This window comes from Vibrio sp. 1288 (assembly GCF_033344475.1).
In genome coordinates this window covers 73,035-91,940 of sequence record NZ_JAWPOX010000020.1, presented here as the reverse complement: position 1 = coordinate 91,940, position 18,906 = coordinate 73,035, and the positions used below count along the sequence as shown (strand labels likewise).

The following is an 18,906-nucleotide window of genomic DNA, read 5'->3' as shown; positions in this document are numbered from 1 at the left end:
AGCAAGCCAACTTGTCGTCAAAATCGGTGTTGCAAAAACGGGAGTGACCATAGATTCCGTTTTCTGAGACGACCCCTACAATACCGACACCGATGGCTGTTACGGCGACCTTACGCAGGTCTTCACCGATAGCTCCCAGAGTCTTCTTGTCAGGAGAGAAAAGACGCACAAACCACGTCTTAATACGCAAAAACTTTTTCATGATTACCTCCATAGTTGAAGAGGAGGCGAATCATGCCCGAGAGGGCATGAACACCCCCTCAGGGTTAAAGTTTTAGGCAGACAAAGCTGTTGGCTTCGCCTTGTTCATCTTCATTGAGTTAATGATCTTCGTCGCTTCATCAGCAAACGGGCCAGTAACTTGGATAGGCTCCCTTCTTGCGAAGGAGGCTGTCACCATCATTCTCTGGCCGTGCATCAGATGACGATACCGAGACCGCATAAGCTCAACGTAGGCCGCAGAGTCCCCCTCCCACCCCTCAGGGGGAGAAAAGGGGCACACCGCGTCGTTACCAGGCGTTGTATCAACCTTCGAGACATCAATGACGGCCATACTCAGCTCTCCTTCTCGCAATGAAATCGCGCAGGTAGCGAGCATTCGGGAAACCGAGGCTTCCCTGACTCATCAGGACATCGTTCCAGTCAATCCCTTTCGCTCTGGGCGGGATCGGGAGTTTAGGCAGCAGGACGTACACACGAATGCCGCGCTTCTCCAGCTTGGCTTTCAGCACGTTCGCTGACTTCTCACCAGTCACAGACTTATCTTTGTCAGCCCAGATCAGTACGGTGTGAACACCTTCTGGAACCTCGAAGGACTCCATCAGGGTCGCATTGACCGTTGACCAAACCGGGATTTGAGTGACTCGATAAGCTGACAGGGCTGTTTCCAGCCCTTCTGCAACACCCAGGATACCCTCAGTCGGTTCACCGAGGCGGATGGCCGCGCCATTGACATCCAAACCGTCAGGAATGGGCATCATCTTCTTGGCGTTGCCGACCTTGGCTTTTTTACCGTTTTGGGTGAGATAGGTGCGGTGGAGCGTTACCAGGTTGCCTTCCACATCTCGGATAGCGCAGACGATAGCCGGGAATTTCCCAACTTCATTGCCATCTTCGTCGTAGTAGGCCATAGCCGGATTGAACCGCAGACAGTCTGTTTTTTCTACTTCATCAACCTTGAACAGAAGCTCGCGGTTTTTGAAGTACAGACGCATTGGCTCAGTCACATGACTGGAGAACGGCAAACACTCGTTCCATACCTTCTCGATTTTCTCACGGAGACGAGCACTGTAAGCGCGTTCGCGCTCCATTCTCTTCTCCATTTCTTCTTGGAGCTCAAGCAGCCAAGGCTTAGGTTGTTCACGAAACATCGGAACAACTTTCGGCTTGTTTTCGCTGCTTTGCTCTTCCGGTTGTGTGGCCGCATGTTGTACTTGCGGTGCCGGAGCTTCTACCGTGCGGTTGACCACAGGGGCCGACTCAACATGGTGACTCACCGGCTCAACACCACCGTTCGAGCGAGCGCGGAACTGCGTTACCGTAGCGCCGCGACGTTCCACCAGCCAGGTGTTGCGATGCGTTTGCATAGGTTGTTCTCTCACAACATTCCCCTGCTCGTCCTTAACTTCAACGACGACAGTTACAGGCTCGCGCCCGAGGTTTGTCATGACGATCTCATCCCCATACTTGGCTTCACTTTCACCAATGGCTCTTTCAAGATCCACGCCCCAGATGGTGCGTTCCAAACCGCTCTTGTCACGGATGAAGGCAAAGTAGCTGAGCTCGTTGTCTTCGTTATGCTCATAAGGAGCTTTACCGTGGGCAATCAGAGTACCGGCAATGGATTTTTTACGATTCTTGGAATCGAGAACCTTGTTATTCACCTTCATAGGCTCTTGCTGAACAGGCGCTTTGGCCTGGACAGGAGCTCGTGTCGGTGCAGCGGCTTGTTGATACTGGGGTTGCTCTTTCTCAACGCCCAGATAATCACCAACCTCGCTCAGGCACTGTTTAAAGTCCCAGTTATTGAGCCACATCAGCAGCTCAAAACCATCATGATTGGCACCGCATGTATTGCATACGCCGCCACCAGTCAGGTGGGCATCCTTGAACAGTCGGAAGCCATCTTTCCCGCCGTGGATAGGACAAGAAACATGACGACCAGGTTTACGGAGAGCTGGTTCAAGATGGGGCGCTAGGGCCGCCAGGATGAATAGCCAGTTTCCGTTTGCAGCTTCACGAACGGTGTCAGCTTTGTAGTAAGACATAGGTTTTCTCCTTAGCGTGAACCCCAGCATCGAGGCTTCCTTAAACCCCCGTCGCCAGGGTTTTAAGGAAACCCCGACACCGGGAGAATGTGCCAAGGAGGCTCCCCAGCCGGGGAGAACTCCCCGGCGAGGGGTTTAAAAAGGTCGCCCCCGAAACGGAGGCGAATTTTGTGAATATCACAAGCACAAATGAGTGCCATCTTCCGAGGCCATCATGATTGTGACATCTGCGGTTACAGGATCTGACTTAATCACAACCTCAGTGGGTTTGAAAAAGCCATCTACAGTGGGCATGGGGTAATAAAGACGAATCTTTCCCCAATTCTTGTTGTCGGTAAAAGCGACCTTTGTTTGAGCAACACAAAGCTGCAAAAACATGAAAAGGAAGTCTTCTACCGAGTGCTTACCATCTGCACCAAATACTCCATCGACAATTGCCGGGGTCACTGCCACATTGGTCAGGAAACCAGCTTGTTTACCGATGGAAGATTGGTCCACCAGCAGACCATCATTGATGGCTTGTTGACGGATTTGGGCGAGGTCCAATTTAGCTACTTGGTTCATAAGGTGTACTCCAAAGTTAATGGGTACACCTACCCCGTGCGGGGAAGTGTACCCGCATGGGTTATTGAAAGGTCACGGCCAAAGCCGAGCTTTAAGGTTCCGAGTTTTACGCTGGCTGAATGCGCCAAAGAACGGTCGGAGGAAACGAGTCAGCGACACGCTTCACATTCGCGTAAAGAGTGTCCTTAAAGACACGCTCTAAGCGACGACCACCTTGACGATAAACCAACTTAAAGTCTTGGAATTTGTTCATGGATACCTCCAGAAATAACGGGAGGTATCTCCAGCAGGAGATAGACTCCCGCAGGGATTAATAAATTAACGTTAATTTGCTGTTTGTTTTTGGCGACCAGCTATCGCACGCTTTCGCCCTCAGGGAGGACAAAATCTGCTTACTGATGGCTTAACCATGAGTAAGAAGACTTGGGAAGTAAAGCAGGGGTTTCCCCCTGCCTTGTTATGCCGCTTTGAGGTGGCGAGAGAAAAAGTCCCTGGTTTGCTGGATAGCGCCCCGGAGAAGTTCTCGTCTGTAGCCAGCGTAGCTCTTGTCATCACTGGCAACGGTCAAGCCGTGCAGACTCTCTTCACCCAGGACAATCTCGTTTTCACGAGAGAGTACCTCAACACGTAGGCCAAGCACTCGCTCTTTCCCTTCCAGGATAGAACAAATTGTTTGGTCTCTTACTTCGTCATCCCAGTGGCCCATATCGAAATCCCGCTCAGGGAGTTCAGTAACACGCACCAGGTAGTTTTCAGTGGCCCGTTCCCAAACCACTTCATCTTCGCATGGAGAGGCCTCGATCAGCGAGTACCCGTCCGCTTCGAGCTTCTTGGAAAGACTTTTTACATCATCCGCCAGCTCCAGCACAAAGCGTTCCCAGAGGTCTTGCCAGCGCTCGACCATATCCTGGTTAATCCCTTCAATGCCGGTGCCAATCATGGAATCATCATCAGGGAAGATCCCTGTGAAGTCCACGTTGTCGTCGATGTTCATGCAGTTCCAATGGCTGTAGTGATGCCCGTGACTATTCCGAGTAATGGACAGGTCACAGGAACCATATTCGCGGAGGACAGAAAGCATATTCTCAATGTCTTTCTGTGCCATCAGGTTCTTCACGCGGCTGACAGCATCCACTTGGCCGGGCTCAGTGCTGAATAGGCGATTCATGAGAGCTTTGACGTCATCAACGCTCAAATCCCCGTAGAAGGCTACGCCATCCCCCTGGCAGTATCCGAGACTGTACTCAATCGTCAGATCATCCGGGTATCCACACTTAACCAGTTCGTTTTGAAAATGCTGTTTAATCATTGGTATCTCCTTAATTTCAGAGGGAGACACCATCCCCTCAGGGACCGATGTCCCCCGTGGGGTTAATGTTTGGGTTAAGAAGCCTTGCGGTTTAATTCAGTATCAAATCGAGGACCTTTGAGAACCGCAGTTTTCATAACCTCGAAGTTTCTTGGGTAACGCAGCTTTGAAACTGCGCCAGCTCGGATGTCGGCAGCCTCACTTGGAGAGACTAGCCTTAACCCTTCGCTGGTTTCAGCGTAGAACCAACCGGCATAACGCTCATAGGCATTCTGCTGGTACTGTTCAGTCGCCATATTCTTCCGGATCGCCTCTGTTAAGGCCTCAACAACACCGTCATCTTTCGTGATGATGTTGAAAACATGAGAGACGGTCAGGAAGTTCCCAAAGAAGCAGGCTGCCCCAAGCCAAGGCTGGAACATTTCGCCATTTCGCCCCGTCCTCACCATTGGTTCAAACGGGTATGGGCGATAACAGTGATACTGCTCAAACATCGGGTCAAGAACGTTGTCACCCAGGACATCCAGTAAAGTCTGAATGCTGTCCGGGTCTTGGCCTGCCCACTTACTCCCATTGCTGAGAATCAGTGTTTTACCGTCAGTACGCTCCAGAGCTTGTTCAAAGTTAGACATAGTGCATTCCTTTTGGTTAGGACGCACCACACCCTCTCGGGATGATGCGCCCGAGTGGGTTAGTTGAGAAGGCTTAGCCGTCAAGTCCGTAAATTACGGCGGAGCCGGGCTCCATCTCGACAACTTGTGCGCTTCCTTCTTCTATCAGCTCCTGCATGTAACCAGACTCAGCATCCGGATTACGTTCGCAGTGTTCGTCCCAGCGTTTCAAAAGCCCTTCTGTGGCTTGTCCGTGGGTCTCACCAAGGCCGATAAACTCATAGTGTCCTGTGTTTACGATGATCACCACCATAGCTAGTGCTCTCCTACAGGTCACTTGGTACATACAGGTCATCTTTGATGGCAGAAAAATCGACAGGAGACTGGTCCCCATAGGTTCGATTCACGCCACCAGCATCATCGACACTGACAAAAACCGTGCGGAGTAAACCGCTGGGCTTTGCAGGGTAAACGATGCTGACATGCTGACCTTTGTACTGTTCTGACAAAGTGCTTTGAAGCTCATCAACCGAACGGAATTTCCGGTCGCGGCCAAAGTCCTTAATCTTGATGTCGCCAGGGATTGGATTAGTCATCGTTACCCCCTGCCAGCAGTTTATCTACTGAATGGCCGAGTCCGTTACCAAACCATTTGTCCAGAGCGTCGATTTCCGGGAAGTCCGATTTCACCTGAGCAACAACACGTTCCATTTTGCTGAGAGCATCCTGGAACTCAAGGCCATTACCTGCGGCCACCTCAAGTTTGCACTTGATGTAAGCGGAGTAGGTATCACAGGCCTTAACCAGTGATTGTTCATAGCCACCGGGAGCGAAGGCTATGGCGACTGCATCCTGGAGTTCTTCGGGAAGAGTCTGGATGAGTTTGTCCTCTGCGGCCTTTTCCAGTCGTTCAAACTCACGCTGCAAAACAGCGTTTGCTTTCTTGACCGGTGTTACAACATCCGAACAGAGAACCTCGGCTGCATCATGCAACGAAGCATGAGCAAGCATGACTGCCAGATCCACCGACTTCCCTTGCTGAATGGCAATATTGCCAGCCAGGTAGGAAAGCAGGGTAACAACAGCGCTGTGTTCCAACACAGACTCCGGTTGAACAGAGTGCATCAGTGACCAGCGTTTGATCAGGCGTTGGCGCAAGGCCAGAGCTAGAAAGCCGAAATTTGAATTAGACATAGTGCCTCCAAAATTGGTTGGAGGTACACCAAAGCCGACCGGGCCTTGGTGTACCCGGTTGGGTTACTTAGTTATCTCGGGTCAAGCTGCTTAGCTATAGCGAGTAAAAACGGATGGAATGGATGATCTTGCGGGACACCCCCAACAAGCTCACGGGCTAAACCGACTGAGTTTGTAGCCAACACCTCTTTGACGGCCAGAATGATTTCATTGTCGATTTCATCCTGGGTCTTTCGTTGTTGGTCCACCAGCCGACTTAACTTGTCTAGGCTCATGCTTCTCTCCTTTGTTTGTGGGAGAGAACCCAGGAGGGGTTTCCTCCCGAGGGGTTAGGTTATTGCTGTTTTGGGCCAGCTACCGTTATAGCCAGCAAGCGCTGACAATGAACAAAGAGTATGACAGCCACCTAAAAGGGTAAAACGCTGTAATTGCCCTTTTGGGGTGCAAAAGAAAAAGCCCTCCCGAAGGAGGGCTTTTTATGCGGCCAAGGACAAGCCTTGCTGTCCTCTTTGCAACTCTGTGTCGTCGCGGCGATGTAAGCGTTGAACCGCCTTGATCATCGTTCTGACATGTCGCTCCAAAGAGGCTGGATGGCGTTTTGACAGTAGGTTGATCCAGTCGAGATAGATAGCAAGCGCGGAACCTTCGGTTAGGGCTGCCTGTATCGCCTCATACTGCCCTACGGCACTCTGGACCACATCATTCACCCACTGGGCGTCAGTATTGTCCAAGAGCTCGCAGAGGGCCGTATAAGCCTTCCTTCTGGTCGCGGCCATGTAACGACGAATGTTGGCGTTTCCGCTCCCCTCTCGCCCTTCCATGACGCTCATACAGAATGCGCTGGAGTAACAAAGCATCGCGTCAGTCACGTAGTTAAACCATCGCTCCTGATGCCGTTTCTGTTCTTCCATTGCTTCCTGGTCAAGTTGCTTCTCGATGAACAACCCCGTCGGAGTACGGTGGTGCAGATGGTACTTGAACGTTAAGTGCAAGTTGACCCACCAGCGTACCGTTGCCAGTCTTCCCTTGATTTTTCGCTTCACCAGATCTTTGTACTTAGCATCGCTAAGCACTTTGACATCCTTGCGCTGTTGGATTCCTTCCATCGTCTGTAGCCCTGTAAGGCCCATCTGGTGGTAGGTTTGACCTCTTTGCATCATACGGTGATACAAAGCGCCTTTTCCTTTCGCAAGCTGGATTGCTCCGAACCGAAGGTAGAACTGCGCTGCACTACCGGGCGTATAATGTCCCTTTAGTACAGACTCCCTTAGTCGCGGGTATTCGTTCCAGATGATGAACGCAGCGGAGTCGGGATCGACTTTCACTTCATCATCTTCTGCGAAGCAAACCACCCTTCTCTTTCCGTCTGCGGTATTGATCACTTGCGCTGCCAACGGGTCATCCCCGCCGTCAAAGTAAGCCATTTCCGCTAACGGATCGGCCAAGCCATCAGAAAGCGAACCATCGCCCCAGCGACCAACCTTCAACCACAATGGCTTCGGAATTGGTGACTGAGGAACGGTTTCACACTGCGGCTCGTCTTCCAGCAAGTCCAGATCACCCATCGACCAAACCCTGTGGTAAATCTCCAGGGCATGGAAAGGCTTATCATTGAAATGATGGAAGGCCCACATGAAGTCGATATGGACTAAAGCCTCTTCCGATATGATCCGGAATTGTGGCTCTGCCATTCGACGGTTCCAGTCGTTATCCTCTGCTTGACCAGTAGCCAGCTTGTATGCCAGCTCATCAGCTCTCTTTTGCTCCATGTAGTCCATGCTGCAACAGACATGAAGCAATCGTTCTAGGAAAACAGGACTGTAAACGTCCGGCTGTATTTTGATGTATCCGCCCTCGTAAATCGTTCGACCTACGGGATGGCGGTCTTCCCATGCGTACCGGCGTTTTGCCAAGTAGCGCTGGATGCGGTTCAGCCCCGACATATAGCCATGCCTTTCAGGGTCCGTGGCAAGCAACGTCTCCATTGACTTATCCAACCCAACAGCCTGGCAAGCCCAGCAACCGAAGCGAGCGCCACAGGCGTCACTGGCCTTCTTCTCTGTTGCCGACCACACGCACTCCCCTGTTGCCGCCTTGTAAAGCTCTGCCGTAGTGACATTGCTCTCCAAGTAACTTGGCAGAGGATATGCTGAGCCCATGCCAGCGGATAGTAAGAACTCCCAGACATCACTCGCCAACCAGTTTTTCACCACATACAGCTCACCCCCATCTTTCGTCTTAATGACGCGATCTGAGCTTCCTCGCTGTTTTGCAATGTTGGCCGCACGAATAGTGCTTTCAGCATCACGACTGCCCAGCAAAAGGCAGACTTTCTGTCGAACCTCTTTGGGAAGCTCTCGCATATAAGCTGCCTTCGCTCTTTTGGCAGAGGTGATTTTTAAATCCTGGCTACACTGGCGGGCCGTGGAGTTGGAAAACGTAGGCAACCCCCTCCCAGTAAGGATTCGGCCCGTCCAACTCTGCGAGATCCCAGGCTTTGCTAGAACGATGGTCAGAGGAAGGTTTTCCTTCGCAATGAAACGCTCCAGCTCGGCCAGTTTCTGATCCGCCAGCCACCTTACCTCTGGGCTTTCGATCAGTGTGTCAGTGTGCAAGATGAAGTGGTGCTGGCTGATGGTCGCCCCACTCCTTACAGCCCGGATCAGGGCCATCAGGAACAGGTGCAAGACCGTTTCAGAATCTTTACCACTGGAATAGCCGATCATCATGGTCCACCCATCAATTAAGGCCGTGTGAATGGACTCAACCGATGACGTGATCAACGATGACAGACTGGTTCCTCTACTGGCATCAACGAAGTTCAAATCCTCGTTATCAGTCAGTTCTGACCAAACAGAATCCCACTTATCCCCACGCAAAAGCACTGGGATGGGTTGTTCTGATAGATCAAAGTTTAATGTTTGTTGCATAGGGCCTCCTGGATTAGCAGGGTGCCCATCCCTTCCGGGAAAGCACCCCGGTAGGGTTAAAATTGAATCCTGGCTATCAGACCTGAACTAGCTGCTACTCGACATCTGGTTGTCTTCGTATTGCTGCTTGGCCTGTTTCACCAGATCAATGTCACCGTCTTGCAGCTTTTGAATATCAAGCTGTAGACGAGCCTTGTGTTTCAACAGTTCAGCGACCGCATTATCAATGTGATCAATGAGCGATTGGTTTTTTTGGATGGTGTAACTGTTGAGTTCATCGAGCAGGGGCCATGCAACACTCGAATGAGTGTTGAGCAATGGGTACTCTGCTTCGATCTCACAAACCACACCGTTTGCTCCTTCTCTGTAATGAGGGAACCCGACACGCAGACCGATACGACGATCCAGCGCTGCATTTACAGTACATTCCAAAGAAGTTCGGTTTGAAAAAACATCGTTGACGTTTTTAGACATGCTATATCTCCGTTCAGTTTATGACGGAGCCCCCCTAACAGGAGGTGCTCCCGTCAGGGTTGATAATTTGCTGTTTGTTTTTGGCAGCCAGCTACCGCACTTGAGCGCCTAAGGCACTTTCCGAAGCACCCTGGGAAACCGAGATGCTTGGGAAAGCGCGGGGTTTCCCCCTGCGCTGATTACCCTTTTTAAGGGGCCGGTACGCCGATTTCTCGGCGCACTCAGGTTGAAGCTACACAGTCAAGAACCAACGTTTCATAGGGACGGTGATGTCTATCATCCCGTTTCCACATGGATTCTGGCCCCAGAATCTGTAGGTCGTCTCATAGAAGTCAAACTCAGACAAGGACTGAATCTGCGCTTCTGAGCTCGGCTCAAATGGTCCGCAACCGATGTGCATATTGAGCCCATAATCTCGAAGCTCTAGCTCTCCGAGATTTAGCGTCTTCCCGCCCACACAAGCAACCAAGTTCTGGTTTCTGACGTCGCCTTCTTTGAACAGCAAAGCTGACTCATCGTAGCTCCCATATTGGTTGGTAAACTTCACAATATGCCCGTGCTTAGGTGAGGTTTGTTCCGACAACTCTTTCAGTAATCGCTTTACGCTTTGAAATCTCGCGTACAGAGCTGGCGTAAACTGCCCAGAGTAGTTCAAGTTTGGGCAGATCATTTCAAGCATCTCATCAGGTACAGATTCAAGCCCCATTTGCGCGGCCAATGGCTTCGCCTTTTTCAGACCTTCCTCAAGCACTCTCTGATTTACAAGTTGTTCTAATGTGTTCATTTGACTCTCCACTTTCGAGAGAGCAATGCAAGCCGTCTCCGGACTTACATTGCCCGTTAACGGCTTTATTGGTTTATCCCAAGAGGTACGGAGCTACGCCAGTCAGGAAGCCCATGACTCCCAACACAGCGCCAACCACGCCCAATTTGATTGACAGTTGGACACTTTGATCCGGATGGTTCCAGAACCACTGCCAGACTTCCCAGCGCCTGGCTCTGCGAACCTCAAGATTTACAGTGTCTTTAAAACGAACACCCAGAGCATCTACCGCATCGTAATCCAGCGCGACCGCCAGCTTTGTGATGGATAAATTCCCAGGGTTGCCCATCGCATACCGGAGAACCTTTGCTTTGGTCTCTGGGTTTACGATCATAACCGGCTCCCTCCTGAAAAAACGGGTCTTGTCTTTTCGCTTGGAATCCATGTTGCGGTTATGGAACCTGGCAATGCAGTGTTGAAGGCCTGAATCCTCGGGAGGTAAAGGCACAACAGTTTCGATTTTCATGATTACTCTCCTTTCGGATAGGCCGGAGCAAAGGCCTTTCGGCATTGCCCCGGTGAGTTACTAATGAACCAAAGATGAAGTGACCATGATTGCGTCTCCGGACATCATTACCGGGAGATATTCGCAAGGCTCATGGCCGCAGCTCTTTTTAGTTCCGTTAGGTGAATAGACAGCCAATTGACCATCCATAATGTTGAAGGGCATCCCCTGTTTTTTCGCTGCCGGTGACAGCTTGAGAGTGCCCTTTGCGTCAACCAATGCCGTTGCCCAATGGAAGTCTTCACCACCGATCACCGGCTGTGATTCATCCACGACTTCGACCATGATTGGCATCATTCCAACCCAGCTCCACAGGCTGTTCCCTAATGCGAGGGCTAAAGCCTCGAACGCGGGAAAGACTACCGATTGCCCGAGAATCTGGTGGGCAATAGTGTCCGACAGACCTTGGATGAGTTCCTCTGGTATCCCTTTCACTCGACAATGTTCTGTCGGTGTAAAGATGCGAGACAACTCCGGCTGTTCTGGATGAACAATGAAAGGTTCGGTACTTCTGCATTTTGCATAGTCCTTACCTATGGTGCCGCAAAACTCATCGTCGCCAGTCAGAAGCTGGCGAGAGAACCCCTTGCCAGCAGCTTTGTCTCTCAACTCCTTCTCAGCCAGATAGTCAAATGACTTCCAACGTTCAGAATCGAGCGGAACTGGCTCCAGGATGTCCTGTATGCGACTTTCCTTGGTGCGAACAGGCTGAACCTTCTCAAGTTCAAACCCGTCGATCCCGTGGGAAAGCGCAACAACACAAAGACGCTTGCGGCGCTCAATAACCCCAAACTCATTGCCGTCGAGAATGCGCTCTTGTAGGGAGTAACCCAACGAAGAGAGCACCGAACGAATCACTTCCATCGAAGCGGTGTTCTGGTACTCAGGCACGTTCTCAATCAGCACAACGGCTGGGTTTAGCGCTTCTACGAATTGCAGGAAGTTGAAGAACATGGCACCTGCCGCCTCATGCGATTCGGCAAACTCCAACTTGTTCTTACTGCGACCTGACTTTGACGCGCCGGTACACGGTATGCCCCCCATCAAAACATCCACCTGTGGTGGGCGTTTGCTGAGATTCACAGCCTGGATTGGCGATTCGATAACAATAGAATCTTCGTTCCAAAGCTCCGGGTTATTTGCCAAAGACGAATCGAGATATTTCCCTTCCATCTCCACGGCCACAGATATGGCACTGGCAATTCCCGCCTTGTGAAAACCGGCGTGAATCGCTTTATCAAGCACCCCCATGAAAGAGGCTGCATACCGAAAGCGATTCTCCATTCTCCAGCTTACTGATAAGCCGGTTGACGCGCTCGATCACTCGCTCTTGTTGATGGTGAGCAGAGATCACAATTGCGCCGTTACGGATGAACACGCGGAGCATCTCTACACCGTCAAAAACGGTAGCAAGCTCCTGCACGGTCAGATCGATGATTGGAGACACCCGGCCATTGCGCTCGCGCTTACTGATGGTGAACTTACCCTCCTCTTTGACGCGAAGCACAACCTGGGAATCTTTCAGCTCCAGATCATACTTCATGCCAGGATAGTAACCTTCACGCAGTAGCTTTTGGCCTTCCAGCCAGACGCGCTTCTTGCCTCGATGTTCTCCTAACTTGGTGTTTACGATAGTAGCCATGAGCTCTCTCCTTTCGGTTGAGAGGCCACTACCGTCCCAATCGGGAAGTAATGGCCCCGATGGGTTTAAAGTGGTTCTCAGTTCACAGCGATGCCGTGAGACTGAATGGCATTAGCAAAGCCAGCCATTTGTTCAGGGAAGGTGTAGCGGTTGATGTCCTGGCTGCGAGCCAGATTGACATGCACCTTCTTCACCTTCGTTTCGTCAGAGTCGTACTTTTCAAGCGCCAGCTTCTCAGCTTCTTCCGGATCTCGGCCCAGCGAGTAGGCGTAAATCACAGAGGTGAAGCCAAGTCCTGAGCCGAATGCGTAGACTTGTTTCTCGAAATGGACGTCAGCGAAATAGATGCTGAATCCGGATTTGAGGTTATGTTTTTCCATGATGCACTCCAAATAGTTTGGGGGCGCACCACGTCCCGAACCGGGCGGATGCACCCGGTTTAGGGTTAGTAGATTGCTCAAGCTGTTACGCCAGCCTGAGCCTTTATTGCTTCAAGCACGATCTCTGCTTCCTTGATAGAACCAGTGCTGTACAGCTTATGCAGCACCCGGCCAAGGTTCACAGAGATCTTTTCTTTCACTTGGAGATACTTGACATAGAAGTCATACAGTTTCTCCGCCTGCTCAAGGTGGGACATGCTCTCAACGGGAATGGTATTCCCTGGATTGCAGTACCACTTTCCGAGCACCTTTTGTACAAATCCCTCTTTGTCTCCTACGAACTGATTTGTGCCAAACACCCCACTGGTTGGTGAGCGTTGAATAACAGAAATCGGATTCGCAAAGCTGGCAAGAGTAGTCATAGTTGTGGCTCCATGTTTGTCAGGGAACCACCAGCCCGAGGGGCAGTGATCCCCCAAGGGTTATGTAGAATGCTGTTTGTTTGGGGAGGCCAGCTACCTCACTATTCACTCTCGACAGAGAGCAAAATCTTGCTTTCCGAGGGGCACAAACTTTCACATGTGAAAGTCGATGCCACTGGGAAAGCAGGGGGTTAACCCCCCGCTTTAACCCGCGCTAAGCGGTTTAGGATAGACTTCACGCCTTCCCTTACTCCAGATGGATCGTAACCTGCTTCATCGCAGCAGACCACAAATGAGAATGGATGTACCTCATCGGACATCACCCAAGCCATCGTTTCCTGCTTGATTTCACTTCCAGCTCGACCATCAGCAAGGACTCTAAGGCTATGCCATAAAAGCCCATCACGTAACTGCCTTACCTCATCATCAGTCCATTCAGGCTTTGGCTCAAATGGAATGACTTCTGCGGTCTTCGGCTCTTCATCCAGGAAGAAAAGCGGCAGCTCAAGCTGGTTTTCCTTCTGGATCATCTTCACTGCATTCATGGTGACTCCTTTTACGGGCACCATGCCCCCACAGGGGCATGAAGCCCCCAGTGGGGTTACAGTCATAGTTACTTCACGCCTGCCAGTTGAGAATTGATGTTCTCTTCCAGCCAGCCTTGAAGCGATTCAAGGTCACGTTTGTCTTCCGTATTGCTGGCTTTACGTGCATCTTCCGACACAGCGCTCAACATGGCGTTAGCCTCAGCAAGTGATTCAACATTGTTCCCAGGGAACACAATCGTTTGACTGTGATCTTTCATGGTCTTCTCCTTTGAGAATGGAGGACCGTCTCCCATCAGGAAGAGCGGCCCCGTGGGTTAAAAGTAAAAATCCTCCAGCTCTTCATGGTCAGGCTTTCGCTCAACTGGTCGAAGCAACTCAGCTTCATCAGCGAACTCAAGCTCAGGATGAAAAGCAGGATGAAATCCTCGATGCCAGACTGGACGGTCATTATCGAGGTCTAAGTAGCAGTGCCTCCCACTGGCTGGGTGATAGCAGTAAAGCCACTGTCTACCACTAACGGTAAACGGCTTCTCTGCACCTCCACATGCCGGTACAAGGTTATCTGCTGCTATATGCGCTACAGCATCCATAGGATCAGTCCTCATCTTCGTCATCACGAACACAAAGATCACGAGCAACTATTTCCGCAGCTATCAACGCATAATCGTTGCCCTGCCAGAACCACCGCTCCGCCAGCTCATAGGCTTCGCTGGAAGGTTCGCCATAACCATGAGCCACCACGTAATCGTGGAACACTTCATGATCAAATGCCTTGCCATCAGCTTCCATGAACCAACCGACAGGGCACTCCAGAATGCGATGCCTTACGACATCTCGCTCTGAATACCCCTCTCTGACGGCTTGCTCCAACATTTCCCGCGACATACCAGGAGGAGTGATGATCTCTATGCTGATCCCGTCACTTCCTGCAAGATTGTCCTCGTATGGAAGACCGGCAAGTGTAAGGTGATTGCGCTTGCACCAGCCGATGGTCCGAAGTATCCGACTTTTGTCAGACTCCCTGGCCGTGTATCGGTTAAGCTGCATAGCCACCTCCAGCACACTCCCCATCTTCGATTTCACTTCCGAGCTCGACCATTCCAATCAGGTCAAGCTGGGTCATGTCCGAATCCAGAGAGCAGTCAATTGCTGACTGAATGATGCCTTTGTGGGCCAAGCCTAAAACGGACTTAATAGTCGAAAGCAGAGACTCGGCTTCGCTCTCGATTTGCTCCAGAATGTCTTTCCATTCCCAGTGCTCAAACGGTTGCCAAACGACCAGATCCTCAGGCTCGTCTCCCCGTTCGACACACTCAGACAAATACTCATAAGCCTTGCACCAATTCTCTTGTTGGCCCAGTTCACTGAGCACTAGAGCGGTAGCATGACCGTATGCGATTTGTTCAACTTTGGTATTGATAGACATAGTGTTTCTCCTCGTAATGGATAGAGGAGCCCCACCCGCAGGAAAGGCTCCTCCGGATGGGTTAAATTTCCAAGGTCACATCGGTTTTTGCTTTAGCGCAGCAAACCAACACTTCCCCTTCTTTGACAAATGCGATGGGCGTCTCGTCATAGGCCACTTGACCTTCGAGTAGACGAACCCGGCACATGCCACAAAAGCCACTGCGACAATGCGTTTCAACAGTGAGGCCTTTGCTTTCGATTTGCGCCAACAGCACATTGTTGCTGGCTTGAAGTTGTACGTTCATGGTCACGCTCCTTTGTTGTTGATGAGCGCGACCAATCCCCTCCGGGATGTCACGCCCCGGTTGGGCTACTCAGCAAGTGCATAGACACCTACCTCGATGCGAATAAAGAACCTGGCATCTTGAAGAACTTGCCTGACCTTTGCTTGCCAGTGGTTGTTCTCTCGATGCTTTGCGTAGGGTTCAATCTCTTTGTAAATCTGCTCCAGCTTCAACGTTTTCCCCTGTAGGGTTCGGCGTATTGCAGCTTTCCACGTAGTCGAAACCATATTGGTTGCTCGACGGTGTACGGCAGCAAGAAGACAGAGCGATGAGGCAACGTCGTTACGACGAAACACCAACAGCTTTTCATGGGCGATACGCACCAGCTTCCCGGAATACTGAGTTCGGTCACTCACACAGTTGTGCTGTGTTTTGATGATCTCATCCACCAGCTTCCCAGGTGCGATACGTTCCACAAGGCTGGACAGGTTGAAATAATCCCCATCGCGCCTCAGGTTTCCCATCTGTTTAGTACTCCAGTAACATGTAACATTTTCTCAAGTGCCTGTTTTTACGAGAAATCAATAAAGTGACACTTTTTGGTGTTTTCCGAGTAATTTTGAGCTCATTGTAACCTTTCAAGATTCAGGAATCGCGTTGAATGTTGCGGGAACGGCAGGAGGTTGCCAAACAACTTATAGGTGGCTGTTCATACTCGGCAGGGGGAAAATTCTACGAGAGCTTAAACGCGTTCGTAAGGGTCGCAAAGCGGACATTCAGATTTCGGAATAACGCCGCATTAAGGGGCAGCCAACGCTACTACCAACTTACCGCATAACACCGTAACCACAAAAACCAACGCATAATAAAAATGCCACGCGTTGGCTGTCCCTCTTAAATGCTTTGTTAGCCTTATCAACGCGATTGTGATGAATAAATTTCAAAAATTGAACGACCAATTTTAACAATTGCATCATTTCGATCTGCTATTGAAGCCTCTGTTTGCGCTAGATAGATACTAACTATGATTGGGGATTGAGCTTCACTCCAAACAACGGCTGTAATACTCCGAGCACCAAATCCGCCAGCACCTGAACGATCCGCAATATTCCATCCCTCTGGCAATACTGACCTCAATAAATTACCAGTGACTTGATTATTCACCATCCAATACTCTAATTTTTTCTGGCCATCTTGAGACAATGTGGAACCAAATAATAATTCATTTAAAGTATTCACTATTGCATTAGGAGTTGTCGTATCCCTCAAATCACCAAGCTTGCCTTCATTTAATTCAGGTTCAATACGGTCTAGACGGGTTTCTTTATCTCCGATTTGTCTTAGAAAATCCGTCACACTTTCAGGACCTCCTAGGGCATTTAGGATGATATTTGCTGCTGCATTATCACTTGTCGTCATAGTTGCGAAACACGCATCATCGAGTGTTATTGCTTGTCCTACTTGCTTTTCTATTACGGGAGAATAGGTCACAAGATCTGCTTTTTTGATCTCAACTGTACTCTTAGGATTTATTTCCCCTTGCTCAGCATCATATAATAATTTAGCACAAGCTATTGTTTTAAAAGTACTTGTTAAAGGAAAACGCTGATTGCCATTGTAATCCCAAGACTCTCCAGTTTGAGTATCAAGAACAGAAATCCCTATATGCGCAGAAAGAGATGCTTCAATTACCTTAGCATCTTGTTCAACCTGTTGAAACTTTGAACTATTTGCAAACACCATAGACGGTATTAAAAGCGAAAATACCAGTAAAAGCTTCATGTAATAACCTCATCATTTTGATTGGCTTACATCTTATATCAGAGTGTGAAGTATTCAAATAAGGCTAACGCCTGGCACAGCGGATCGCAAACCTGGCGCGGCTTTTGGTACAAAAGGCGTGACAGGTTTGCGAATCCGTTGCTGCCACTTGTTAACCCTTTTGCCAGATTTGGTAACTATAATTTATGTTAGAGGCGAAGTCTTGGGTAAAAACTGGCCTAAAATTGCTGGGGATTTCAGGAAAGTAAACATCACCTTCCGGCTCGATGTCTATTGTAGATATATGTAGTGTATCTACTTGATCGATCAGGCTTTTGTATATCTCCCCACCACCTGAAACAATGACATGATCCGTTATTTTCTTTAGGTTGGTTAAAGCATCTTTAATTGATGGAAAGATCAATACGTTCTCATTGTCAGATGTAAAACTTGAACGTGTTACGACCGCATACTTTCGGTTGGGTAATGCTCCCATTGATTCAAAAGTCTTGCGTCCAACCAACAGCCATTGGTTATAGGTAATAGCTTTAAACAGGAGCTGTTCACCTTTGGCACTCCATGGAATATCAGGGCCATTCCCGATAACTCCATTCTTCGATATAGCTACCATTAGTGATAGTTTCACAATTCTTCCTCAGAGGTTAACGCCTAAATAACAGGCTAAAAATAGTGGGCTAAAATGGAGCGGAGCGAACAGCCCACTGTTTTTAGTCCTTGTTGATTTTCTTGTTAGAGGCCGCTGCAGACAAAGCTAATGCTTGAGTATGCTTCAGTAAGCTAACATCTCCGACTTCACCATGTCCTGGAACAACTAATTTGGCATCAGGATAACGATTAATGACTTTTTGCATAGAGTTTGGCCATTCACTAATATTTGCGTCGCCTGTATAACCTAAATTTTTATTCTTAAGGCTTTTTACAAAACAACCTCCAAACAATATCTTTTCATTAGGTAGCCAAACAACAATATTATCCTCTGTATGCCCCGCTCCGGGATAAAATACACTAGCAACACCATCAATAAATTCAAAGGTATTACTTGATATTTCATCACTAGACACTTCTTTTTGGTTTAATTTAAGAAGCTTATTAGTTAGTGATGTTGCATACGTTTTTATTTTCAAATCATTTAAAAGTGGTATATCACCACTAGCATCCTCATGAAAATGCGTAACTACTGCACTTTTTATAGTTAGACCTTTAGCCTCAATCCATTCAATTAGTTGTTTTGTTCCTTGGGTTGTCCAAGGTGTATCAATCATATGTGCTTCAGTGCCATTAATAACAACTAAGCCTGAGGCTCCAATTAAACCCCATGGCTCAACCCTCTTATATGAAATATGTTGATAAACGTTATCACTTAACTTTTTTAATTTAAGTTCTTTAGTGCCTTCGTTGTTTGCAAATACAATAGAAGGAATCAAGAGAAGGAATAGAATAATATACTTCATGATGAAACTCATAGTTGAGTGGCCTCTAACAGCTTATTAGTTTGCTTTCTTATTAAACCGCAACACCATCACCCAGTCCAATACTGCTTCACAACCTGAATAACCTCGATTTTTCAGATCATTACCCCTCCATCTCAGGGGGCTTTTGAGCTTTTGGTTCTGTGAAAAGTGTGCACGTGGGATATTTATACACGTTTTTGCACGTTAAATCCAGTGGGTCGAATTTTTCCCATGCTGAAACAGATACCTACAGAGATGCATTGTGAAAAGCGAGCAGGGCCGTGCAAATTAAGCCGCAAGAATTTTGGTGTTT

Annotated in this window: 29 protein-coding genes; all 29 read right to left on the bottom strand. The window is 49.2% G+C overall.

What is annotated here, in order from left to right:
- Positions 1–202: hypothetical protein (locus tag R8O11_RS15820; protein ID WP_042632561.1), on the bottom strand; the 202-nt coding region annotated here is incomplete at its 3' end.
- 72 nt (positions 203–274) lie between these two features.
- Positions 275–598 carry a hypothetical protein gene (locus tag R8O11_RS15815; protein ID WP_015058952.1) on the bottom strand — a complete coding sequence of 108 codons (324 nt, stop codon included), beginning with the start codon at positions 596–598 and terminating at the stop codon, positions 275–277.
- Positions 540–2,267 (bottom strand): toprim domain-containing protein, encoded by a 1,728-nt coding sequence (locus R8O11_RS15810; RefSeq protein WP_000122923.1) that lies wholly within the window; start codon positions 2,265–2,267, stop codon positions 540–542. The genes R8O11_RS15815 and R8O11_RS15810 overlap by 59 nt, the downstream gene beginning before the upstream one ends.
- Positions 2,268–2,444: 177 nt before the next feature.
- The gene (locus R8O11_RS15805) at positions 2,445–2,831 is read right to left on the bottom strand and encodes a hypothetical protein (RefSeq protein WP_001077335.1); all 387 of its coding nucleotides are present in this window, start codon (positions 2,829–2,831) and stop codon (positions 2,445–2,447) included.
- 106 nt (positions 2,832–2,937) lie between these two features.
- Positions 2,938–3,084 (bottom strand): hypothetical protein, encoded by a 147-nt coding sequence (locus tag R8O11_RS15800; RefSeq protein ID WP_001032042.1) that lies wholly within the window; start codon positions 3,082–3,084, stop codon positions 2,938–2,940.
- Between the two features lie 204 nt (positions 3,085–3,288).
- A complete protein-coding gene (locus tag R8O11_RS15795; protein WP_000595210.1) occupies positions 3,289–4,140 on the bottom strand; it encodes a hypothetical protein in 852 nt (283 codons plus the stop codon).
- A 74-nt stretch (positions 4,141–4,214) separates the two neighbouring features.
- On the bottom strand, positions 4,215–4,772 hold the full coding sequence (locus R8O11_RS15790; RefSeq protein WP_000064431.1) for a pyruvate dehydrogenase: 558 nt from the start codon (positions 4,770–4,772) through the stop codon (positions 4,215–4,217).
- A 73-nt stretch (positions 4,773–4,845) separates the two neighbouring features.
- Positions 4,846–5,088: a hypothetical protein gene (locus R8O11_RS15785; protein WP_405532174.1), complete on the bottom strand. Its 243-nt coding sequence runs from the start codon at positions 5,086–5,088 to the stop codon at positions 4,846–4,848.
- The gene (locus R8O11_RS15780; protein ID WP_000184110.1) at positions 5,078–5,347 is read right to left on the bottom strand and encodes a hypothetical protein; all 270 of its coding nucleotides are present in this window, start codon (positions 5,345–5,347) and stop codon (positions 5,078–5,080) included. Before R8O11_RS15780 ends, R8O11_RS15785 begins: the two co-directional genes overlap by 11 nt.
- Complete coding sequence (gene yfbR, locus R8O11_RS15775) at positions 5,340–5,945, bottom strand: 5'-deoxynucleotidase (RefSeq protein WP_000071870.1); 606 nt, start codon at positions 5,943–5,945, stop codon at positions 5,340–5,342. The genes R8O11_RS15780 and yfbR overlap by 8 nt, the downstream gene beginning before the upstream one ends.
- A 71-nt stretch (positions 5,946–6,016) precedes the next feature.
- Positions 6,017–6,220, bottom strand: coding sequence for a hypothetical protein (locus R8O11_RS15770; protein ID WP_000050848.1), 204 nt, complete (start codon positions 6,218–6,220; stop codon positions 6,017–6,019).
- 201 nt (positions 6,221–6,421) lie between these two features.
- The gene (locus R8O11_RS15765; protein ID WP_001187970.1) at positions 6,422–8,875 is read right to left on the bottom strand and encodes a phosphoadenosine phosphosulfate reductase; all 2,454 of its coding nucleotides are present in this window, start codon (positions 8,873–8,875) and stop codon (positions 6,422–6,424) included.
- 87 nt (positions 8,876–8,962) lie between these two features.
- Positions 8,963–9,349 carry a hypothetical protein gene (locus R8O11_RS15760; RefSeq protein WP_000042274.1) on the bottom strand — a complete coding sequence of 129 codons (387 nt, stop codon included), beginning with the start codon at positions 9,347–9,349 and terminating at the stop codon, positions 8,963–8,965.
- Between the two features lie 232 nt (positions 9,350–9,581).
- Complete coding sequence (locus tag R8O11_RS15755; RefSeq protein ID WP_172692934.1) at positions 9,582–10,133, bottom strand: hypothetical protein; 552 nt, start codon at positions 10,131–10,133, stop codon at positions 9,582–9,584.
- Between the two features lie 73 nt (positions 10,134–10,206).
- Positions 10,207–10,638 carry a hypothetical protein gene (locus tag R8O11_RS15750; protein WP_000687894.1) on the bottom strand — a complete coding sequence of 144 codons (432 nt, stop codon included), beginning with the start codon at positions 10,636–10,638 and terminating at the stop codon, positions 10,207–10,209.
- A 60-nt stretch (positions 10,639–10,698) separates the two neighbouring features.
- Positions 10,699–11,928: a DNA cytosine methyltransferase gene (locus R8O11_RS15745; protein WP_254216663.1), complete on the bottom strand. Its 1,230-nt coding sequence runs from the start codon at positions 11,926–11,928 to the stop codon at positions 10,699–10,701.
- The gene (locus R8O11_RS15740; RefSeq protein ID WP_254216662.1) at positions 11,915–12,319 is read right to left on the bottom strand and encodes a hypothetical protein; all 405 of its coding nucleotides are present in this window, start codon (positions 12,317–12,319) and stop codon (positions 11,915–11,917) included. The genes R8O11_RS15745 and R8O11_RS15740 overlap by 14 nt, the downstream gene beginning before the upstream one ends.
- A gap of 77 nt (positions 12,320–12,396) precedes the next feature.
- Positions 12,397–12,699: a hypothetical protein gene (locus R8O11_RS15735; protein WP_000410925.1), complete on the bottom strand. Its 303-nt coding sequence runs from the start codon at positions 12,697–12,699 to the stop codon at positions 12,397–12,399.
- A gap of 77 nt (positions 12,700–12,776) precedes the next feature.
- Complete coding sequence (locus R8O11_RS15730; RefSeq protein ID WP_000209093.1) at positions 12,777–13,121, bottom strand: hypothetical protein; 345 nt, start codon at positions 13,119–13,121, stop codon at positions 12,777–12,779.
- A 191-nt stretch (positions 13,122–13,312) separates the two neighbouring features.
- On the bottom strand, positions 13,313–13,666 hold the full coding sequence (locus R8O11_RS15725) for a hypothetical protein (RefSeq protein WP_000994741.1): 354 nt from the start codon (positions 13,664–13,666) through the stop codon (positions 13,313–13,315).
- 68 nt (positions 13,667–13,734) lie between these two features.
- Entirely contained in the window at positions 13,735–13,926 is a 192-nt protein-coding gene (locus tag R8O11_RS15720) for a hypothetical protein (RefSeq protein WP_000651508.1), read from the bottom strand.
- A 57-nt stretch (positions 13,927–13,983) separates the two neighbouring features.
- Positions 13,984–14,259, bottom strand: a complete 276-nt coding sequence (locus R8O11_RS15715; RefSeq protein ID WP_000340223.1) for a hypothetical protein — start codon at positions 14,257–14,259, stop codon at positions 13,984–13,986.
- A 4-nt stretch (positions 14,260–14,263) separates the two neighbouring features.
- Complete coding sequence (locus tag R8O11_RS15710; protein ID WP_001176699.1) at positions 14,264–14,716, bottom strand: hypothetical protein; 453 nt, start codon at positions 14,714–14,716, stop codon at positions 14,264–14,266.
- Complete coding sequence (locus R8O11_RS15705) at positions 14,706–15,095, bottom strand: hypothetical protein (RefSeq protein WP_000026577.1); 390 nt, start codon at positions 15,093–15,095, stop codon at positions 14,706–14,708. The genes R8O11_RS15710 and R8O11_RS15705 overlap by 11 nt, the downstream gene beginning before the upstream one ends.
- Before the next feature lie 61 nt (positions 15,096–15,156).
- A complete protein-coding gene (gene yfaE / locus R8O11_RS15700; RefSeq protein WP_001102700.1) occupies positions 15,157–15,381 on the bottom strand; it encodes a class I ribonucleotide reductase maintenance protein YfaE in 225 nt (74 codons plus the stop codon).
- Positions 15,382–15,446: 65 nt separating this feature from the next.
- Positions 15,447–15,884 (bottom strand): hypothetical protein, encoded by a 438-nt coding sequence (locus R8O11_RS15695; protein WP_238901844.1) that lies wholly within the window; start codon positions 15,882–15,884, stop codon positions 15,447–15,449.
- A 391-nt stretch (positions 15,885–16,275) separates the two neighbouring features.
- Positions 16,276–17,142 carry a PSE family carbenicillin-hydrolyzing class A beta-lactamase gene (gene blaPSE, locus R8O11_RS15690; RefSeq protein WP_172692933.1) on the bottom strand — a complete coding sequence of 289 codons (867 nt, stop codon included), beginning with the start codon at positions 17,140–17,142 and terminating at the stop codon, positions 16,276–16,278.
- Between the two features lie 151 nt (positions 17,143–17,293).
- Positions 17,294–17,767: a trimethoprim-resistant dihydrofolate reductase DfrA1 gene (gene dfrA1, locus R8O11_RS15685; RefSeq protein ID WP_000777554.1), complete on the bottom strand. Its 474-nt coding sequence runs from the start codon at positions 17,765–17,767 to the stop codon at positions 17,294–17,296.
- An 82-nt stretch (positions 17,768–17,849) separates the two neighbouring features.
- Positions 17,850–18,593 carry a subclass B1 metallo-beta-lactamase VMB-1 gene (locus R8O11_RS15680; RefSeq protein ID WP_172692932.1) on the bottom strand — a complete coding sequence of 248 codons (744 nt, stop codon included), beginning with the start codon at positions 18,591–18,593 and terminating at the stop codon, positions 17,850–17,852.
- Positions 18,594–18,906 lie beyond the last annotated feature (313 nt).

What these genes read in the sequence shown, in the direction of transcription:
- yfaE (WP_001102700.1), bottom strand. Translation starts at nt 15,381, where the DNA reads ATGAACGTACAACTTCAAGCCAGCAACAATGTGCTGTTGGCGCAAATC.
- blaPSE (WP_172692933.1), bottom strand. Translation starts at nt 17,142, where the DNA reads ATGAAGCTTTTACTGGTATTTTCGCTTTTAATACCGTCTATGGTGTTT.
- R8O11_RS15800 (WP_001032042.1), bottom strand. Translation starts at nt 3,084, where the DNA reads ATGAACAAATTCCAAGACTTTAAGTTGGTTTATCGTCAAGGTGGTCGT.
- R8O11_RS15790 (WP_000064431.1), bottom strand. Translation starts at nt 4,772, where the DNA reads ATGTCTAACTTTGAACAAGCTCTGGAGCGTACTGACGGTAAAACACTG.
- R8O11_RS15725 (WP_000994741.1), bottom strand. Translation starts at nt 13,666, where the DNA reads ATGAATGCAGTGAAGATGATCCAGAAGGAAAACCAGCTTGAGCTGCCG.
- R8O11_RS15695 (WP_238901844.1), bottom strand. Translation starts at nt 15,884, where the DNA reads ATGGGAAACCTGAGGCGCGATGGGGATTATTTCAACCTGTCCAGCCTT.
- R8O11_RS15770 (WP_000050848.1), bottom strand. Translation starts at nt 6,220, where the DNA reads ATGAGCCTAGACAAGTTAAGTCGGCTGGTGGACCAACAACGAAAGACC.
- R8O11_RS15730 (WP_000209093.1), bottom strand. Translation starts at nt 13,121, where the DNA reads ATGACTACTCTTGCCAGCTTTGCGAATCCGATTTCTGTTATTCAACGC.
- R8O11_RS15755 (WP_172692934.1), bottom strand. Translation starts at nt 10,133, where the DNA reads ATGAACACATTAGAACAACTTGTAAATCAGAGAGTGCTTGAGGAAGGT.
- yfbR (WP_000071870.1), bottom strand. Translation starts at nt 5,945, where the DNA reads ATGTCTAATTCAAATTTCGGCTTTCTAGCTCTGGCCTTGCGCCAACGC.
- R8O11_RS15720 (WP_000651508.1), bottom strand. Translation starts at nt 13,926, where the DNA reads ATGAAAGATCACAGTCAAACGATTGTGTTCCCTGGGAACAATGTTGAA.
- R8O11_RS15805 (WP_001077335.1), bottom strand. Translation starts at nt 2,831, where the DNA reads ATGAACCAAGTAGCTAAATTGGACCTCGCCCAAATCCGTCAACAAGCC.
- R8O11_RS15760 (WP_000042274.1), bottom strand. Translation starts at nt 9,349, where the DNA reads ATGTCTAAAAACGTCAACGATGTTTTTTCAAACCGAACTTCTTTGGAA.
- R8O11_RS15810 (WP_000122923.1), bottom strand. Translation starts at nt 2,267, where the DNA reads ATGTCTTACTACAAAGCTGACACCGTTCGTGAAGCTGCAAACGGAAAC.
- R8O11_RS15745 (WP_254216663.1), bottom strand. Translation starts at nt 11,928, where the DNA reads ATGGGGGTGCTTGATAAAGCGATTCACGCCGGTTTTCACAAGGCGGGA.
- R8O11_RS15740 (WP_254216662.1), bottom strand. Translation starts at nt 12,319, where the DNA reads ATGGCTACTATCGTAAACACCAAGTTAGGAGAACATCGAGGCAAGAAG.
- R8O11_RS15750 (WP_000687894.1), bottom strand. Translation starts at nt 10,638, where the DNA reads ATGAAAATCGAAACTGTTGTGCCTTTACCTCCCGAGGATTCAGGCCTT.
- R8O11_RS15780 (WP_000184110.1), bottom strand. Translation starts at nt 5,347, where the DNA reads ATGACTAATCCAATCCCTGGCGACATCAAGATTAAGGACTTTGGCCGC.
- R8O11_RS15815 (WP_015058952.1), bottom strand. Translation starts at nt 598, where the DNA reads ATGCTCGCTACCTGCGCGATTTCATTGCGAGAAGGAGAGCTGAGTATG.
- R8O11_RS15680 (WP_172692932.1), bottom strand. Translation starts at nt 18,593, where the DNA reads ATGAAGTATATTATTCTATTCCTTCTCTTGATTCCTTCTATTGTATTT.
- R8O11_RS15715 (WP_000340223.1), bottom strand. Translation starts at nt 14,259, where the DNA reads ATGGATGCTGTAGCGCATATAGCAGCAGATAACCTTGTACCGGCATGT.
- R8O11_RS15795 (WP_000595210.1), bottom strand. Translation starts at nt 4,140, where the DNA reads ATGATTAAACAGCATTTTCAAAACGAACTGGTTAAGTGTGGATACCCG.
- R8O11_RS15705 (WP_000026577.1), bottom strand. Translation starts at nt 15,095, where the DNA reads ATGTCTATCAATACCAAAGTTGAACAAATCGCATACGGTCATGCTACC.
- R8O11_RS15735 (WP_000410925.1), bottom strand. Translation starts at nt 12,699, where the DNA reads ATGGAAAAACATAACCTCAAATCCGGATTCAGCATCTATTTCGCTGAC.
- R8O11_RS15710 (WP_001176699.1), bottom strand. Translation starts at nt 14,716, where the DNA reads ATGCAGCTTAACCGATACACGGCCAGGGAGTCTGACAAAAGTCGGATA.
- R8O11_RS15765 (WP_001187970.1), bottom strand. Translation starts at nt 8,875, where the DNA reads ATGCAACAAACATTAAACTTTGATCTATCAGAACAACCCATCCCAGTG.